At 69.6% G+C, this 17198-nt stretch carries 15 protein-coding genes and 1 tRNA gene; 4 read left to right on the top strand and 12 right to left on the bottom strand.

Annotated elements, in window-relative coordinates; all coding sequences use genetic code 11:
* Positions 1–59 precede the first annotated feature (59 nt).
* The 5 genes from ACFWM2_RS26445 to ACFWM2_RS26425 form a co-directional block, all read right to left on the bottom strand.
* Entirely contained in the window at positions 60–620 is a 561-nt protein-coding gene (locus tag ACFWM2_RS26445; protein WP_383284734.1) for a GNAT family N-acetyltransferase, read from the bottom strand.
* 72 nt (positions 621–692) lie between these two features.
* Positions 693–765, bottom strand: a tRNA-His gene (locus ACFWM2_RS26440).
* Positions 766–872: 107 nt separating this feature from the next.
* Entirely contained in the window at positions 873–1475 is a 603-nt protein-coding gene (orn, locus tag ACFWM2_RS26435) for an oligoribonuclease (RefSeq protein WP_383284731.1), read from the bottom strand.
* A 106-nt stretch (positions 1476–1581) separates the two neighbouring features.
* Positions 1582–2817 (bottom strand): helix-turn-helix domain-containing protein, encoded by a 1236-nt coding sequence (locus ACFWM2_RS26430; protein WP_383284728.1) that lies wholly within the window; start codon positions 2815–2817, stop codon positions 1582–1584.
* A gap of 378 nt (positions 2818–3195) precedes the next feature.
* On the bottom strand, positions 3196–3672 hold the full coding sequence (locus tag ACFWM2_RS26425; protein ID WP_383284725.1) for a hypothetical protein: 477 nt from the start codon (positions 3670–3672) through the stop codon (positions 3196–3198).
* Positions 3673–4065: 393 nt separating this feature from the next.
* On the opposite strand from ACFWM2_RS26425, the gene ACFWM2_RS26420 reads away from it, so the two are divergent.
* Together ACFWM2_RS26420 and ACFWM2_RS26415 are read left to right on the top strand one after the other, a co-directional pair.
* On the top strand, positions 4066–4593 hold the full coding sequence (locus tag ACFWM2_RS26420; RefSeq protein WP_383284722.1) for a universal stress protein: 528 nt from the start codon (positions 4066–4068) through the stop codon (positions 4591–4593).
* Between the two features lie 211 nt (positions 4594–4804).
* Complete coding sequence (locus tag ACFWM2_RS26415; protein WP_383284719.1) at positions 4805–5374, top strand: GPR1/FUN34/YaaH family transporter; 570 nt, start codon at positions 4805–4807, stop codon at positions 5372–5374.
* A 124-nt stretch (positions 5375–5498) separates the two neighbouring features.
* Here ACFWM2_RS26415 and glmS read toward each other — a convergent pair whose 3' ends face one another.
* Entirely contained in the window at positions 5499–7316 is a 1818-nt protein-coding gene (gene glmS / locus ACFWM2_RS26410) for a glutamine--fructose-6-phosphate transaminase (isomerizing) (RefSeq protein ID WP_383284716.1), read from the bottom strand.
* 13 nt (positions 7317–7329) lie between these two features.
* The gene (locus ACFWM2_RS26405) at positions 7330–7587 is read right to left on the bottom strand and encodes a hypothetical protein (RefSeq protein WP_383284713.1); all 258 of its coding nucleotides are present in this window, start codon (positions 7585–7587) and stop codon (positions 7330–7332) included.
* A gap of 164 nt (positions 7588–7751) precedes the next feature.
* On the opposite strand from ACFWM2_RS26405, the gene ACFWM2_RS26400 reads away from it, so the two are divergent.
* A complete protein-coding gene (locus ACFWM2_RS26400; protein WP_383285347.1) occupies positions 7752–9317 on the top strand; it encodes a purple acid phosphatase family protein in 1566 nt (521 codons plus the stop codon).
* 49 nt (positions 9318–9366) lie between these two features.
* Here the strand turns inward: ACFWM2_RS26400 and ACFWM2_RS26395 are convergent, their stop codons facing one another.
* A complete protein-coding gene (locus tag ACFWM2_RS26395; protein ID WP_383284710.1) occupies positions 9367–10245 on the bottom strand; it encodes a DUF4429 domain-containing protein in 879 nt (292 codons plus the stop codon).
* 62 nt (positions 10246–10307) lie between these two features.
* Between ACFWM2_RS26395 and ACFWM2_RS26390 the strand changes: the two genes are divergently transcribed.
* Positions 10308–11897, top strand: coding sequence for a beta-N-acetylhexosaminidase (locus ACFWM2_RS26390; RefSeq protein ID WP_383284707.1), 1590 nt, complete (start codon positions 10308–10310; stop codon positions 11895–11897).
* Between the two features lie 72 nt (positions 11898–11969).
* Here the strand turns inward: ACFWM2_RS26390 and ACFWM2_RS26385 are convergent, their stop codons facing one another.
* From ACFWM2_RS26385 to desA, 4 genes are read right to left on the bottom strand one after another with little or no spacing between them, the layout of a single operon-like run.
* The gene (locus ACFWM2_RS26385; protein ID WP_383284705.1) at positions 11970–13754 is read right to left on the bottom strand and encodes an IucA/IucC family protein; all 1785 of its coding nucleotides are present in this window, start codon (positions 13752–13754) and stop codon (positions 11970–11972) included.
* Positions 13751–14353, bottom strand: coding sequence for a GNAT family N-acetyltransferase (locus tag ACFWM2_RS26380; protein WP_383284702.1), 603 nt, complete (start codon positions 14351–14353; stop codon positions 13751–13753). Before ACFWM2_RS26380 ends, ACFWM2_RS26385 begins: the two co-directional genes overlap by 4 nt.
* The gene (locus ACFWM2_RS26375; RefSeq protein ID WP_383284699.1) at positions 14350–15633 is read right to left on the bottom strand and encodes a lysine N(6)-hydroxylase/L-ornithine N(5)-oxygenase family protein; all 1284 of its coding nucleotides are present in this window, start codon (positions 15631–15633) and stop codon (positions 14350–14352) included. Before ACFWM2_RS26375 ends, ACFWM2_RS26380 begins: the two co-directional genes overlap by 4 nt.
* Positions 15617–17059 (bottom strand): lysine decarboxylase DesA, encoded by a 1443-nt coding sequence (desA, locus tag ACFWM2_RS26370; RefSeq protein WP_383284696.1) that lies wholly within the window; start codon positions 17057–17059, stop codon positions 15617–15619. The genes ACFWM2_RS26375 and desA overlap by 17 nt, the downstream gene beginning before the upstream one ends.
* Between the last annotated feature and the right edge of the window lie 139 nt (positions 17060–17198).

Below are 17198 nucleotides of genomic sequence, written 5' to 3'. Positions count from 1 at the left end.
ACGGGAGTTACGGCCCTACGGACCCTCGCCCGCCGTCCGGGCACCGGAGTTGAGCGACCTCAGGGCCGTGCACGCGCCGGAAGGGCGCGCCCTCGGCGCCGTACCGACAGCCGCCATCGGATCTCACCGTCCTGCTCCTCCTCGGTCGCGGTCAGCCCGGCCGAGGAGGCGACGGCGGCGGAGGCGTGGTGGTCCGGGTGGATGTGCGCGAGGACCGTGCGGATGCCGGGCTGCCCGCCCAGTGCGCCGACCAGCTCGCGGGCCGCCTCCCCGGCGAAGCCCCGCCCCTGCCAGGGCGTGCCCACCACCCAGGCGATCTCCGCGACCTCTCCGGTGATCGTCGCCTGGACCGTGCCGACCGGACACGCCTGAGCGCGCAGCCGCAGAACCCAGTTGCACCAGATGGCGCCGGGGTCGGGGGAGCCCGTGACGAGACGTTCGTAGCGGGTGCGCAGGGCGTCGGGCCGGGCCGGGGCGCCGCCGGTGAACGTGTGCAGCGCCGGATCCGCGAGCACCGTGGTCATCTCCTCGGCGTACTCGACGCGCAGCGGGAGGAGATCAAGCCGGTCGGTGCGGAGGGTGGGGACGGGCCAGAGGGGCTGCGCCGTGCAGTCGGTCATGGCTCGCTGCCGCCTTCCTGGAACGCAGTCAGCCGGTGACCTGTTCGCACAGGTCACCGGCTGACTGATCAGGGTGAGTGACGGGACTTGAACCCGCGACTTCCTGGACCACAACCAGGTGCTCTACCAGCTGAGCTACACCCACCATGACCGGCGGTTCTCCGAAAGTGGGTTTCCCCGACCGGCCGAGAAAAAGTGTACAGGGTCCGAAGGGGTGCTCGCGCCCGCCTTTGTGACGGGCGGCCGAGAGCCCTATTCGACAGGCAGGACGTGCTTCGCCGCGATGGTGCGGGCCGTCTCCGAGTCGGGGCCCGGCTGGGGGACGAAGATCGCCTCGCGGTAGTAGCGCAGCTCCGCGATGGACTCACGGATGTCGGCCAGGGCCCGGTGGTTGCCGTTCTTCTCGGGGCTGTTGAAGTACGCCCTCGGGTACCAGCGGCGGGCCAGCTCCTTGACGGAGGAGACGTCCACGATCCGGTAGTGGAGGTAGTCCTCCAGGGTCGGCATGTCCCGCAGCAGAAAGCCGCGGTCGGTGCCGACCGAGTTCCCGCACAGGGGGGCCTTGCCCGGCTCCTTGACGTGCTCGCGTACGTAGGAGAGGACCAGCTCCTCGGCGTCCGCCAGGGTCGTGCCGGCGGCCAGCTCGTCGAGGAGACCGGAGGCGGTGTGCATCTGGCGCACCACGTCCGGCATCGTCTCCAGCGCGGCGTCGGGCGGGCGGATCACGATGTCCACCCCCTCGCCGAGTACGTTCAGCTCAGAGTCGGTGACCAGCGCGGCCACCTCGATGAGCGCGTCGTCGGACAGCGAGAGGCCGGTCATCTCGCAGTCGATCCACACCATGCGATCGTTCATGCGTCTTACCCTACGGCCCGCTTCGGCCGGCCGGACCGCGCGTGCGTCGGGGCGACCGGGACAAGTGGTGCGGGTGGGGGTCCGTGAACCCCCACCCGTGACCCCTTTACGGCGCGCTGCGCTGCCCCGGCAGGCTCGGGCGGCCCGCCGCGTACAGCTCGGCGCCGTGCCTGGCCGAGTCCGTCGACAGCGAGGTCGACGGGCCCATGGCGCTCGCGGCCGCCGTGCGCCGGGTCTGCATCGGGACCGGGCTCTCCGGATTCAGCGAGGAGACCTGACCCGAGGAGCCCAGCGAGCCGTCCGTGTCCGACGGCTTGTCGCCCTGCGGCCGGCGCGCCCGGTAGGCGGCCCGGTACGCGGCGGGGGACGAGCCGAGCTGGCGGCGGAAGTGCCCGCGCAGCGCCACCGGTGAGCGGAAGCCGCAGCGGCCCGCGACCTCGTCCACCGAGTAGTCCGACGTCTCCAGGAGCCGCTGCGCCTGGAGCACCCGCTGGGTGATCAGCCACTGCAGGGGAGCGCTCCCGGTGAGCGACCGGAAACGGCGGTCGAAGGTCCGCCGGCTCATATAGGCGCGCGCGGCCAGGGTCTCCACGTCGAACTGCTCGTGGAGATGCTCCAGCGCCCAGGCGACGACCTCCGCGAGGGGGTCGGCGCCGATCTCCTCTGGTAAAGACCTGTCGAGGTAGCGCTCCTGGCCGCCGCTGCGGCGCGGTGGGACCACCAGGCGGCGGGCCAGCGCGCCGGCCGCCTCGTTGCCGTGGTCCGTCCGCACGATGTGCAGACAGAGGTCGATTCCGGCCGCGGTGCCGGCCGACGTCAGGACGTCGCCGTCGTCCACGAAGAGTTCGCGTGGATCGACGTGCACCGACGGATAGCGCTTGGCCAGCGTCGGCGCGTACATCCAGTGGGTGGTGGCCGGGCGGCCGTCCAGCAGTCCGGCGGCGGCCAGCACGAAGGCGCCGGTGCACAGCCCGACTATGCGGGCACCTTCTTCGTGCGCGCGGCGCAGCGCGTCGAGCGCCTCCTCCGGTGGTGGTGAGGTGATCGACCGCCAGGCGGGCACGACGACGGTGCCTGCCCGTGAGATCGCCTCGAGGCCATGTGGCGCGGTGAGTTCGAGCCCGCCTGTGGTCCGCAGTGGGCCCTCTTCACCCGCGCTCACCAGTAGTCGGTAGCGCGGAACTCCCGCGTCCTGGCGGTCGATGCCGAACACCGACAGCGGTATGGAGCTCTCGAAGATGGGGCCGCCGCTGAACAGCAGCACCGCGACGATCTCCTTGCGGCGTCGCCCGGAAAGTTTCCGGGCCGCGGCTTCCGGCGCGGCAGTGGAGTCGTGGCTCATACTGCTAAGCCCCCCTCGGTGGTCGCGGCTCCTCGGTTGTGTCGCTCCTGCACGTTTCCCCTCGGTCCTGCACGAGTCCCCCGCCGTAAGACAGTCATGATCGAATCTACTGTGTCCCATGGTGCCGGCGTGACCAGTTCACCATCCGGCACATTGTCGACATGGCAACATGGCGTGAAGCATTCGATCACGAAGCGTTGCACTCGTGGGCCGTGCAGGGAAGTGCGCCTTGTCCCAGTGGCCGGACCACGTAGGGTGCGCCGACCCTCTGAGACCCTTTCCGTGCAGGTGGAACGGGGGTTGGGGGGTCGTTCGACCAAGACAAGCCGGGGTGGCCGAAGTTGGCTGAAAAGAATCGGAGGCGTGCGCGTAAACCGGTCAGTCGCCCGGCGTACTTCCTCCGGTGCGACGGCCGCCCCTGTGCGCCCCTGAGCCACTTCTTCCGTGGGCCCCGGCGTGGCCGTGGGAACCGCCCCTGCCATGCCCCCCGCTCAGGGCGTGCGAGCCGCCCCGGCCGTGACCGCCCCTGCCGTGCTCGGCGCCCGCCGGGAGCCCGGCGCCCCTGCCGTGCCGCCCCCGGTGCGGGGCGTCGTCCTCGTCCAGCAGCCGGGCCGCGCCCCGCTCGGACTGCCTCAGCAGCACCCGGCAGGCCCCGGTCACCGCGGCCAGCCCCAGGGCGGTGCCCGCCGCGCCGGCCAGCGAGGTGCCGTACCAGACGAGGACGACGGGGACCAGGACACAGCTGAAGGCCGCCCAGCGCATCACATCACTCGCCGGGTCCGGGACGGGCGGTGCCGGCGGCGCGGTGGAGCGCGTCGTGGCGGCGGACTGGGACGCGGTCTCTGGTACGGGCACGCTGTGCTCCCTGGTACTCCAGTGCTCCCCATGGCGGACACGGGCGGCTCCCCGTGGCGGTGGCTGACCCGTTCAACGCGTGTTCGACCGGCCGGTCACTGCCCGGGCGCCGGAGTCCGGCCACGGCGGCTGCCCCTTACGCACCGGTAACCCCTCCGTGCCTGGGTGAACCCTGTGCAAACCGCCTGTACGGGGCAGCAACCATTGCGTTACGGGCGCCCCCTCGTGCATGCTCCCTGAAACCCCGTGCAGCGGGCGCGGGATATGGGCAGAGGGAGGCGTGCAGCCGTACCCTTGGGGGTATGGGGGTTGGGAAGATGATTCCCGGACACAGCTCCGCCGCACCCTGTCGTCTGCCGTCCCACCCACGAGGATCCAAACGCCGAGACACCCATGGCCGGTCACGAATTCTTCGAACCTGCGGACCGCAAGCGCCCCGTCGCCGACCCCACGGCGGCCGAGCCCTTGGCGGCGGAAGAGGCACGTCACTCCTGCGACCCCGCGTTCCAGCACGGTGTCGTCGTCGGCTTCGACGGCTCGACATCCAGTGAGCGTGCCCTCGCGTACGCGATCGGCATGGCCCACCGCTCGGGCTCGGGCCTGATCATCGTGCATGTCGCCAACCGGTTGCCCACCACGGTGTGGGCGGGCTGCGAGCCCCCGGTCTTCGTCGATGTGCCGGACCACCGCACCGAGGTGCTCGGGCTCGAACTGGCCTGTGCGGAGTATCTGGCCGAGGTGCCCTGGATCCTGGTCGAGCGCGGCGGCGACATCTGCCACGAACTCGAAGAGGTGGGGCAGGAGTACGAGGCGGACGCGATCGTCGTCGGCTCCACGCACGGCATCGTCGGGCGCATCTTCGGCTCGGTGGCGGGGCGGCTGGCGAAGCGCGCCAAGCGGCCCGTCGTGGTGATCCCGTAGCGCGTTCCGCGTTCCGCGCGTTCTTCGGTCAACTCGCCCTTGTGCCAGGTCCGATGAGGGGCGGCCCGGATCGGACCGTCTGTGCCGTCGCATAAATCTACTGGCGCGTAGAGGTGTTTGTGCCTTTGTGAAGGGCATATATCGGTCGCCGGTCCTACAGCGTCGACCGGTATCGCGCAGCACAACTGCACCTGCACGAAGGGAGCCCGCCGTGGACAACGACGTCTCTGCGGGAAGCACCACCTCGACCCTCGGCCAACTCGCGCTCGGACTCACCCTGTTGGCCTTCGGCCTCGGTCACACCCAGGTGATCGACGGCGTCACCGCCGCGGACTCCGTCTCTCTCGCCACCTACGTCGGCGGCATCGCGCTCTTCGTCGCCGGTCTCTTCGCCTTCCGCGACCGTGACGCCCTCACCGGTACGGCCTTCTCGGCGCTCGGCGCGCTCTGGTTCACCTGGGGCGTGACGTCCGACGCCCAGGTCTCCGCCAACGCGGCCGGCCTCTTCCTGCTCCTGTTCGCGCTTGTCGCGCTCAGCCTGACCGTCGGGGCGAGCGGTGCCCCGACCCTCGCCCGGGCGACGTACGCGCTGCTGTTCGTCTCTCTTCTCCTGCTGGCCGTGGGCCAGTTCGCCGATTCGGGCGCGCTCGCGAAGGCCGGTGGCTGGTTCGCCGTGGCCGGCGGAGCGGTCGCCTGGTACGCGGCCACCGCGGCTCTCGCCCACTGGCCCACCGCCGTTCCCGGACGCGCCGCCGGCCGGGGGGTGACGGCCACCGGCTGAGGCTGGCGCGGGCCGGGGTTTTGGGCGGCCCCGGCCCCTGAAAGAACGATCCCTGTGCGCGGGTGGCACGCACAGGGATCGTTCATGTGCACGCGCGGGCGACGGCCCGCGCACGGTCGGGTGTCTACTCGACCGTCACCGACTTCGCCAGGTTGCGCGGCTTGTCGATGTCCCGGCCCAGGGCCAACGCCGTGTGGTAGGCGAGGAGTTGCAGCGGGATGCCCATCAGGATCGGGTCCAGCTCGTCCTCGTTCTTCGGGACGACGATCGTCTGGTCGGCCTTCTCCTGCTCCTGGTGCGCCACCGCGAGGATCTTGCCGCTGCGGGCCTTGATCTCCTCCAGGGCGGCGCGGTTCTTCTCCAACAGGTCGTCGTCGGGGACGATCGCGACTGTCGGCAGGGCGGGCTCGATGAGCGCCAGCGGGCCGTGCTTGAGCTCGGAGGCGGGGTAGGCCTCGGCGTGGATGTACGAGACCTCCTTGAGCTTCAGGGAGGCCTCACGGGCCACCGGGTAGCCCCGGACGCGGCCGATGAAGAGCATCGAGCGGGCCTGGGCGTACTGCTCGGCCAGCTTCTTGATCTCGTCCTCCTGCTCGAGGATCTCGGAGATCTGGGCGGGCAGCTTGCGCAGGCCCTCGATGATCCGCTTGCCGTCGCGGACCGACAGGTCGCGGGTGCGGCCGAGGTGCAGCGCGAGCAGCGCGAAGGCGACCGTGGTGTTGGTGAAGCACTTGGTGGAGACGACGCAGACCTCGGGGCCCGCGTGCACGTACATGCCGCCGTCGGCCTCGCGGGCGATCGCCGAACCGACCACGTTGACCACACCGAGGACCCGGGCGCCCTTGCGCTTCAGCTCCTGGACGGCGGCCAGCACGTCGTACGTCTCACCGGACTGGGAGACCGCGACGTACAGCGTGTCGGGGTCGACGACCGCGTTGCGGTAGCGGAACTCGGAGGCGGGCTCGGCGTCCGCGGGGATGCGGGCCAGCTCCTCGATCATCTGGGCGCCGATCATGCCCGCGTGGTACGAGGTGCCGCAGCCGAGGATCTTCACGCGGCGGATCTGGCGGGCCTCGCGGGCGTCCAGGTTGAGTCCGCCGAGGTGCACGGTCGAGAACCGGTCGTCGATGCGGCCGCGCAGCACGCGGTCCACGGCGTCGGCCTGCTCGTGGATCTCCTTGTGCATGTACGTGTCGTGGCCGCCCATGTCGTACGACTCGGCCTCCCACTCCACGGTGGTCGGCTCGGCCGTCGTACGGGTGCCCTCGGTGGTGTAGGTGCGGAAGTCGTCGGCCTTGAGGGTGGCCATCTCGCCGTCGTCGAGCGTGACGATCTGGCGGGTGTGGGTGACGAGCGCCGCGACGTCCGAGGCGACGAACATCTCCTTCTCGCCGATGCCGAGGACCACGGGGGAGCCGTTTCGCGCCACCACGATGCGGTCGGGGAAGTCGGCGTGCAGGACCGCGATGCCGTACGTGCCCTCGATCACCCGCAGCGCGTCGCGGACCTTGTCCTCCAGCTTCTCGGCCTGCGAGCGGGCGATCAGGTGGGTGAGGACCTCGGTGTCGGTCTCGGAGAGGAACTCGACGCCGTCGGCCTCCAGCTTCCTGCGCAGGTCGGAGGCGTTGTCGATGATGCCGTTGTGGACGACGGCGACCTTGTCGTCGGCCGACATGTGCGGATGGGCGTTCACATCGGAAGGGGCGCCGTGGGTGGCCCAGCGGGTGTGGGCGATGCCGGTGGTGCCCTTGAAGCGCGCCGGGACCTTGGCCTCCAGGTCACGGACCCGGCCCTTGGCCTTGACCATCTTCAGGCCGGCCGACTTCGGGGTGGTGACGACGATGCCCGCCGAGTCGTAGCCGCGGTACTCCAGGCGCTGCAGGCCCTCAAGGAGCAGCGGCGCCACATCGCGCTTGCCGATGTATCCGACGATTCCGCACATATAGATGTATTCCTCAGCCGTAGACAATGCGGCGCAGCTGCCTGAGGGTGAGCTCGGGCGGCGCGACCGCGCGGTACTTCAGGTCCGCCTCGATCCGTTCGAAGATCGCCGTGTTCACCAGGCCCTGGGCCTGGAGCTCGCGGTGGCGGCGGCGGACGTACTCCTCGGTCGGCTCGTCGAAGTAGGCGAGCACGTCCTGGATCACCCGTAGTGCCTCGCCCCGGTTCAGGGGCGTGGAGCGCGTCAGATGATCAACAAGTTCGTCGTGCACCCGTTGATCCTGGGGGACGAGAAGTCGATTCGCAAGAATCCTGCCCGATATCGGGCAAGCCGCTGTTGAATCTCTTATGGGCGGCTGTTTGCACACTGTCCATCCTGTGTCTTGCGGAGCGTCGATTGCCGGGAGCAACTTCTGAGGCCATGGACACTCCACGCATGGGCGTACCGGAGAAGCTCGCCGAGCGCATGAGCATGGCCGAGCAGCACGAATACCTCCGCGCCAAGTTCTCCCGGCGCACGATGATCAGAGGCGGCGCCGTCACCCTGGGCGCCGTCGCGGGCGGCGCCTTCGTGCCGGGCGCCGTCGCACAGGCCGCGGCACCGACCCGGGCCACCGCCTCCTCGGCCGAGAAGGTCGACGGCGCGCTCGTCGCCCCCTTCGGCCGCCACCTCGCCTTCGGCAACGACCCGCGCACGGAGATCACGGTCTCCTGGCAGGTGCCGACCGCCGTGAAGAAGCCGTACATACGCATCGGCGCCCACCCCTGGGACCTCTCCCGCAAGATCGAGGCCGAGGTCCGCACCCTCTACACACCGGCCGGCGTCGGCGCGAGCGGCGACCACACGCAGTACTACCTGCACGCCGAGCTCACCCACCTGCGCCCCGGCCGGACGTACTACTACGGCGTCGGGCACGCCGGCTTCGACCCGGCCGCGCCCCACCTGCTGGGCACCCTCGGCACCTTCACCACCGCGCCCGCGACCGCCGAGCCGTTCACCTTCACGGCCTTCGGCGACGAGGGCGTCGGTTATCACGGCCTGGCCAACGACGCCCTGCTGCTCGGCCAGAACCCCGCCTTCCACCTGCACGCCGGCGACATCGCGTACGCGGACCCGTCCGGCGGCGGCAAGAAGGAGGACACCGGATTCGACTCGCGCATCTGGGACCAGTTCCTCGCCCAGACCGAGACGGTCGCCAAGCAGGTGCCGTGGATGCCGGCGTACGGCAACCACGACATGGAGGCCTGGTACTCGCCCAACGGCTACGGCGGCGAGGACGCCCGCTGGAACCTCCCCGACAACGGCCCGGACGCCGAGAACCTGCCCGGCGTCTACTCCTTCGTCTACGGCAACACGGCGGTCATCTCGCTGGACGCCAACGACATCTCCTTCGAGATCCCGGCCAACCTCGGCATCTCCGGCGGCACCCAGACCAAGTGGCTGGAGACGCAGCTCAAGAAGTACCGGGCCGCCAGGAACGTCGACTTCATCGTCGTCTTCTTCCATCACTGCGCGTACTGCACCTCCACCGCGCACGCCTCGGAGGGGGGCGTGCGCCAGGAGTGGGTGCCGCTGTTCGAGAAGTACACCGTTGACCTGGTGATCAACGGCCACAACCACCAGTACGAGCGCACCGACGTCATCAAGGCGGGCGCGGTCGCCAAGAAGCTGCCGATCGGCGGCACGGCGTACCCGGAGACCGAGGGCGTCGTGTACGTGACGGCGGGCGCAGCCGGCCGCAGCCTCTACGCGTTCTCCGCCCCGCAGTCGTACGAGGGTCACGAGAACGAGGTCGACTCGGTCGCCTCCTTCATCAACCAGAAGGACGGCAGGCAGAACGAGACGGTCGCCTGGTCGCGCGTGCGCTACCTCGACTACTCGTTCCTGCGCGTGGACGTCACCCCGGCGGCGAAGGGCCGTCTTGCCACGCTGAAGGTGCGCGGCATCGCCGAGACCGGTGCGGAGGTCGACCACTTCACGGTGGCGCGCCGGGTGAAGTAGCGGACCCGACTGACCGGGACAGCGGGATGCGGCGCCGAGCGGGCGGCCCTCACAGCCTCTTGAGGACCGCCTGCTTGGCCAGCGTGAACTCCTCGTCCGTCAGAACGCCCGACGTGTACAGCTCGCCGAGCTCACGCAGCCGGCGCAGCAGGGCGTCGTGGTCGTCCCCCGCGGCCGCCCCGGGAGCGCTCGGGAGCTCCTTCGGTACGTCCGTCCCGGCGGGCGGGGTCGCCGGATGCGGGAGCCGGGCCTGTACGGCCGCCGCGACCAGCGCCATCAGCGGATCCCTCTTGAAGCCCCACAACTGCACGCAGTGGGGGTCGTACTTCGGCGGGATCCTGGTCGCCGCGCCGCGCACGGTGAGACGGAGGCAGCCGTCCTCCAGCCCGACCGCGGGGTGCCACTCCACCGCCGTGATGTCGGCGACGGCGAGCAACCGGCTGCCCGCAGCGGCCTTGGCGTCCTCCGCCTTCCAGTTCCACTCCAGGCGTACCTGCTCCCCGTCGAAGGTCACGGTGCCGTCGCCCGCGGACACGGAGAGCGGGACGGAGGGGCCCGGCAGCAGATAGGAGCCGACGGGACCGGACGGCACCCGGTCCAGCAGCAGGGCGTTGCGGACCTCGTCGACGACGTACTCGGCGACGCCGTACCGGTCGGAGTCGACGGTCAGCTGGTACGGGTCGTTCGGCTCCGCGAGCCGGCCGCCGGTCGCCTGGAGCAGCGGGTCGGAGCCGTCCCGCAGCCGCAGCCTCAACCGGCCCGACTTCTTGCCCTGCTCGAAGGAGATACTCGCCAACGCGCCCAGCGGGACGGTCAGTTCACCCAGGGTCCGGCGGAGCAGACCGACGTTCTTGTCCCGTCCCGGTGTCAGCCGGAGTGCGTCGCCGTCGAGGATCCACGTGCCGTCCCTCTGGATGATTTCCGCCATGAGGGGGATTGTTTCACCGGCTGTGCGGGAGAGTGGTCTTTACCAATTTGAAGGGAGCGCATGTGAGACAGCACCACAGAACGCCCCGTCTTCTCGGTACGCTGCTGCTCGTGGCGGCTGCCGGTGTCTCCGTTGTCGGCGCGGCTCCTGCCGCCGCCGCGAAAACCGCCACCCCACTGGGGCAGGTGGTCCCGGCACCCGCGTCGGTCCACGCGAGCGGATCCTCGTACCGCATCACCGGCGACACACGCATCCGTGTCGACGACTCGCGCGAGGCCCGCCGGGTCGGCGAGTACCTCGCGGACATCCTGCGGCCCTCCACCGGCTACCGGCTGCCGGTCACCTCGCACGGCGGAGGGGGCATCCGGCTCGAACTCGGCTCGAAGTCCCTCGGCGCCGAGGGCTACCGGCTCGACAGCGGCAAGGAAGGCGTCACCATCACGGCCGGCAAACCGGCCGGCCTCTTCCACGGCGTGCAGACCCTGCGCCAGCTCCTGCCGGCCTCGGTCGAGAAGAACTCCGAACAGCGCGGCCCCTGGCTGGTCGCCGGCGGCACCATCAAGGACACGCCCCGCTACGGCTACCGCGGCGCGATGCTCGACGTCTCCCGGCACTTCTTCTCCGTCGGCCAGGTCAAGCGCTACATCGACGAGTTGGCGCTCTACAAGGTCAACACCCTGCATCTGCACCTCTCCGACGACCAGGGCTGGCGCATCGCCGTCGACTCCTGGCCGCGCCTGGCCACCTACGGCGGCTCGACGCAGGTCGGCGGCGGCCAGGGCGGCTACTACACCAAGGCCCAGTACAAGGAGATCGTCCAGTACGCGGCCTCGCGCTATCTGGAGGTCGTCCCGGAGATCGACATGCCGGGCCACACCAACGCGGCGCTCGCCTCGTACGCCGAACTGAACTGCGACGGCGTCGCGCCACCGCTCTACACCGGCACCGAGGTCGGCTTCAGCTCGCTGTGCCCGGGCAAACCGGTCACGTACGACTTCGTGGACGATGTCATCCGGGAGCTGGCCGCGATCACGCCGGGCAGGTATCTGCACATCGGCGGGGACGAGGCCCACTCCACCAGCCATGCCGACTACGTGGCCTTCATGGACAAGGTGCAGCCCCTCGTCGCCAAGTACGGCAAGACGGTGATCGGCTGGCACCAGCTGACCGGGGCCACACCGGCGAAGGGCGCGATCGCGCAGTACTGGGGTCTCGACGACACCAGTGACGCCGAGAAGGCCCAGGTCGCGAAGGCCGCGCAGAACGGGACCGGGCTCGTGCTGTCCCCGGCCGACCGGGTCTACCTCGACATGAAGTACACCGCGGACACCCCGCTGGGCCAGGACTGGGCGGGACTCGTGGAGGTGCGGCGGTCCTACGACTGGGATCCGGGCAACTACCTGCCCGGAGCGCCCGCTTCGGCGGTCCGGGGTGTCGAGGCCCCGCTGTGGACCGAGACGATCGTGACCTCGGCGGACATCGACTACATGGCGTTCCCGCGGCTGCCCGGCGTCGCCGAGCTCGGCTGGTCGCCCGCGTCGACGCACGACTGGGACACCTACAAGGTGCGGCTCGCCGCACAGGGGCCGCGCTGGGAGGCGCTGGGGATCGGCTACTACAAGTCGCCCCAAGTACCCTGGCCCGCCCAGTAGTTCACTGAGCACGGCCGGTCGGCACTGAAAGGGTGGGGCTCAGGGGGACCGTGTCCTGAGCCCCACCCGGCTTCAGAGACCCGCGATGGGGTTCTTCAGGGTGCCGACGAGCTGCAGCGCGCCGGCCGGGTCCGCGAGGTCCACCATCTGCCGGTTGTTGCGCAGCTGGAGCCGGTTGAGGCAGGACAGCGCGAACTCGGGCGCGAACATGTCGTACTGGGCGAACTTCTCCGCCAGTTCGGGCGTCGCGGCCTGGTACTCACGGACGGACTCGGCGACCGTCCGCCAGAAGACGTCCTCGTCGAGTACGCCCTCACCGGCGAGGTTCGCCGCCAGGAAGCGGAAGAAGCAGTCGAAGACGTCCGTGAAGATGGACAGCAGTTTCTTGTCGTCCGGGACGTCGGCCTTGATCCGCTCGACCGCCGGCGGCAGCACCGCGTCCGGGTCCATGACCGCGATCTCCTCGGCGATGTCCTTGTAGATCGCCCGCCGCACGGCGCCGTCCTGGAGCACCAGGATGACGTTCTCGCCGTGCGGCATGTAGACCAGGTCGTAGGCGTAGAAGCTGTGCAGCAGTGGGGTGAAGTAGGCGCGGAGATAGCGGCGCAGCCACTCCTTGGGGGCCAGCCCCGACTGCTCGATCAGCGCACCGGCGAAGGACCGCCCCTCGTGGTCCACATGGACCAGCGAGGCCATGGTCGCCAGGCTCTCGCCCTCCTGGAGCGAGGACACCGGGCTCTCCCGCCACAGGGCGGCGAGCATCTTGCGGTACGGCGAGTAGCGGTCGGTGGCCTTCTCGTACTCCAGGTGCCGGTAACCGACGGCGGCGCGCTCGCGGATGATCGACAGACCGGTGGACTTGAGCACCGGGTCGTTGTCGATGAGCTGGGCCAGCCAGTCGTTGATGGCCGGAGTGGCCTCCATGTACGCGGCCGAGAGCCCGCGCATGAAGCCCATGTTGAGGACCGACAGCGCCGTTTTGACGTAGTGCTTCTGCGGGGCGCTCCTGTTGAAGAACGTCCGGATCGACTGCTGGGCCAGGTACTCGTCGTCGCCCTCGCCGAGGCAGACCAGGTGCCGCCGCGCGACCTCGGCGGCGAAGGTCACGGAGAGCTTGTTCCACCACTGCCAGGGGTGCACCGGGATCAGCAGGTACTCCTCCGGGTCGAGCCCCAGGTCCGTGAGCGTGGCCGTGAAGCGCGCGACGGTCTCCGCGCCCAGTTCCTCCCGCACGAAGGACTCGTACTCGATGCCCACGCCCGCGGTGAAGGCGGCCCGGGAGCGGTGCGCGGCCAGCCACACCAGCCGGACCGGGCTGGCGGTCTCGGGCGCGTACGCGAGGTACTCGTGCACCCCGAAGCCGAGCCGCCCGTTGTTGGCGACGAAGCAGGGGTGCCCCTCCGTCATGCCCGTCTCGATGGCCTGGAAGCCGCTCTTCGCGAGGTCGGCGGAGCGGACCTGCGGCTTGGTGAGCTTGAAGCAGGTGCCCGAGACGGTGGAGGAGATCTCCTCCAGATAGACCGGCAGGATGTCGTCGCTCAGACCGAGCGACTTCTTCAGTTCGAGGAAGAAGTCCAGTGCGGCGAGCGGGAGTTCCTCGCCGTCGCGGTGGCGCGTGAGGGACTCGGCGTCCACCTGCCAGTGGTCGAGCGCATGGCGGCGGGCGGTGAAGAGGTAGCGGGTGAGACCGTCGTCGCTGCGGACGGCGTACCGGCCGTCGCCCTGTGCCTCGGGTGCGAGCAGCCGCTCGTGGGCGAACTCGGCGAGCGCCTTGCGGATCAGCAGACGGTTGGCCTCGGCCCAGCGCTCGGGGGAGAGGTGGGCCACGGCCTCGGACAGATGCGTACGCGGGGTCATGTCGTCACTCCTCGGACGGCCGCGAGGACTGCCGCCTCGCGGGCCGCCAGATACTGCTCACGCGTGCAGAAGCTCAGCAGCGCGTTCTTCTCGGGCTTCTCGATCTCGCGCTCCGGCACGAATCCGACGGACTCGTTCAGGGCGTGCACCGCCTTGTTGCGGATGTCGGGCTCGACCACGACCCGCCGGGTGCGCGGGTCGGCGAACAGTTCGTCCATCACGGTGGTGATGACCGCCCGCGTGAACCCGTGCACCGGGGTGTCCGTCGGCGCGACCAGGAAGTGCATGCCGACGTCACCCGGCTGGGGGTCGTACAGGCCGACCAGTTCGACATGCGCCGGGTCGTAGCGCTCCATCAGGAACGCGGGCTCGCCGTCGTGCAGCCCGAGATACGCGTCGTGGTACTCGCTGGCCGCGATGGCCATGTACTCGCGCTCCACGTCGTGCAGCCTGGCCTCCTGCATCATCCAGAAGGCGGACTTGGGGTGGGTGACCCAGCCGTGCAGCAGCTGGGCGTCCTCGATCGGGTCGAGCGGCCGGATGGCGAAGACGCCGATTCCGGTGTCGTTCAGGGGACTTGTGCGGTCGTTGCGGGTCATACGGAGAACTCCTGGAACGCGATCGTCTTCTCGACGGCGTAGTACTCGGAGCCGAGCAGCTCGCGGATGATGCACGCGTTGCGGTACGCGCCCATGCCGAGGTCCGGCGATGTGATCGAGTGGGTGTGCACACCGGCGTTCTGGAGGAAGACTCCCCGGCCGGTCGTGTCGACGGCGTAGTTGCGGGCGACGTCGAAGTTGCCCCGGGTGTCGTAGCGCAGGCGGTCGCGGACCGGCTTGAGGAACTCCGGCTCGGTGTACTTGTACCCGGTGGCGAGGATCAGGCCCTGGGAGGTCAGCTCGTAGTCCTTCTCCTGCTCCTCCTGACGCAGTCCCAGGGTGTACGTCCCGTGTTCGTGACTCACCGAGTTCAGCGCGGAGTTGGTGAGCAGGCGGGTGGGGACCGGGCCGCCGACGTTCTTCTGGTAGAGCAGGTCGAAGATGGCGTTGATCAGCTCGCCGTCGATGCCCTTGAACAGGCCCTTCTGCTCCGTCTGGAGGCGGTAGCGGGTCGGTTCGGGCAGCGCGTGGAAGTAGTCGATGTACTCCGGGGAGGTCATCTCCAGGGTGAGCTTGGTGTATTCGAGGGGGAAGAAGCGCGGGGAGCGGGTGACCCAGTTGAGCTGGTAGCCGTGGACGTCGATCTCGCTCAGCAGGTCGTAGTAGATCTCGGCGGCGGACTGCCCGCTGCCGACGAGGGTGATCGACTCCTTGGCCTGCAGCTCCCGCTTGTGGTGCAGATAGCGGGAGTTGTGGATGAAGTCCCCGCCGAGGCCGGCGCAGGCCTCGGGGATGTACGGCGGGGTGCCGGTGCCGAGGACCAGCCGGCGGGCGCGCAGGACGTCACCGGCCTCGGTCCGTACGACGTACACCTCGTCACCCTCGTCGTACGTCACCTCCGCCACCGTCGTGCCGAAGCGGATGCTGGAGAGTTTCGACGCCGCCCACCGGCAGTAGTCGTCGTACTCGACCCGGAGCGGGTAGAAGTTCTCCCGGATGTAGAACGAGTACAGGCGGCCTGATTCCTTCAGGTAGTTGAGGAAGGAGTACGGGGAGGTCGGGTCGGCGAGGGTGACCAGGTCCGACATGAACGGGGTCTGGAGGTGCGCGCCCTCCAGGAACATCCCCGAGTGCCACTCGAAGTCCGGCTTGGACTCCAGGAAGACACCGTCCAGTTCGGCGATCGGCTCGGTGAGGCAGGCGAGGCCGAGATTGAAGGGGCCGAGCCCGATCCCCACGAAGTCGTGGGTCTTCTCGGAGGGTTCAGGAAGCGCGGTCAAGGGACTCTCCCAGGTACTGCTCGGCATGGCCGGCGATCAGATCGAGTACGGCGGAGATGTCGTCCGTCGTGGTCTCGGGATTGAGCAGGGTGAACTTGAGGTAGTGGCGGTCGCCGACCTTGGTGCCCGCGACCACCGCGTCGCCGGAGGCGAACAGGGCCTTGCGGGCGTACAGGTTGGCGCGGTCGATCTCGGCCGGGTCGGTGACGGCCGCCGGGATGCAGCGGAAGACGAGGGTGGAGAGGGACGGCTGGACGACCACGTCGTAGCGGGGGTCGCCGGCCAGCAGTTTCCAGCCCTCCTCGGCGAGTTCGCAGACCTCGTCGAAGAGCCGGCCGATGCCGTCGGCGCCCATCACGCGCAGCGTCATCCACAGCTTGAGCGCGTCGAAGCGGCGGGTGGTCTGCAGGGACTTGTCGACCTGGTTGGGGATTCGTTCCTGCACCATGCGGCGCGGGTTGAGGTACTCCGCGTGGTACGTGGCGTGCCGCAGGGTGGAGGCGTCGCGGACGAGTACCGCGGAGGAACTCACCGGCTGGAAGAAGGACTTGTGGTAGTCGACGGTGACGGAGTCGGCGCGCTCGATGCCGTCGATCCGGTCCCGGTTCTTCAGCGAGGTGAGCAGTCCGCAGCCGTAGGCCGCGTCGACGTGCATCCAGGCGCCGAACTGGGCGCACAGCTCGGCGATTTCGGGCAGCGGGTCGATGGAGCCGAAGTCCGTGGTGCCCGCGGTGGCGACGACCGCCATGGGGACCAGGCCGTTCTGCTTGCAGCGCTCCAGCTCACGGGCGAGCGTGACCGTCTGCATCCGCTTGTCGTGGTCGACGGGGATCGACACGACGGAGTCCGCGCTCAGTCCGAGGAGTTTCGCCGACTTCTTGACGCTGAAGTGGCTGACGTCGGAGGCGAAGATCCGCAGTTTCGCGGTGTCGTCGGACTTGGCCTCCTCGCGGGCGAGGAGCAGCGCCTGGAGGTTGGACTGGCTGCCGCCGGAGGTGAACACGCCGTCGGCGGCCGGGCCGAGGCCGATCCGCTCGTTGGTCCAGTCGATGAGCTTGCGCTCGATGAGGGTGCCGCCGGCCGACTGGTCCCAGGTGTCGAGGGAGGAGTTGACCGCGGACAGCACCGCCTCGCCGACCACGGCCGGGATGACGACCGGGCAGTTGAGGTGCGCGAGGTAGCGCGGGTGGTGGAAGTAGACCGCGTCCCGGAGGTAGATCTCCTCCAGCTCGTCCAGCACCGCCGTCGTGTCGTGCAGCGGGCGGTCCAGGTCGATCCGCTCGATGCGGGGGGCGAGGGCGTCGACCGTGACGCCGGTGAACGGACGGTCGGTGGTGGCGAGTTTGGCCGCCACCCGCTCGATTCCTTCGGTCACGCAGCGGCGGTACCGCTCCGCGGTCGTGTCATTGAGCAGGTGCGAGCGCATGGGGGGTCCTCCGTGCGGGAGAGTGTCCGGTCGGGACGGGGTGGGAGGGAACAGGAGAGGGGCGAGGGCGCGACGTTCAACTTAGGTTAGCCTAACCTAAGTCGATCGTGCGACCCCGCCCCACCTGCTTCTTCCGTGA

This window comes from Streptomyces sp. NPDC058371 (assembly GCF_042723265.1).
Classification (GTDB): domain Bacteria; phylum Actinomycetota; class Actinomycetes; order Streptomycetales; family Streptomycetaceae; genus Streptomyces.
The sequence above is the reverse complement of the archived record's forward strand: the minus strand, read 5'-3'. Positions and strand labels throughout refer to the sequence as shown.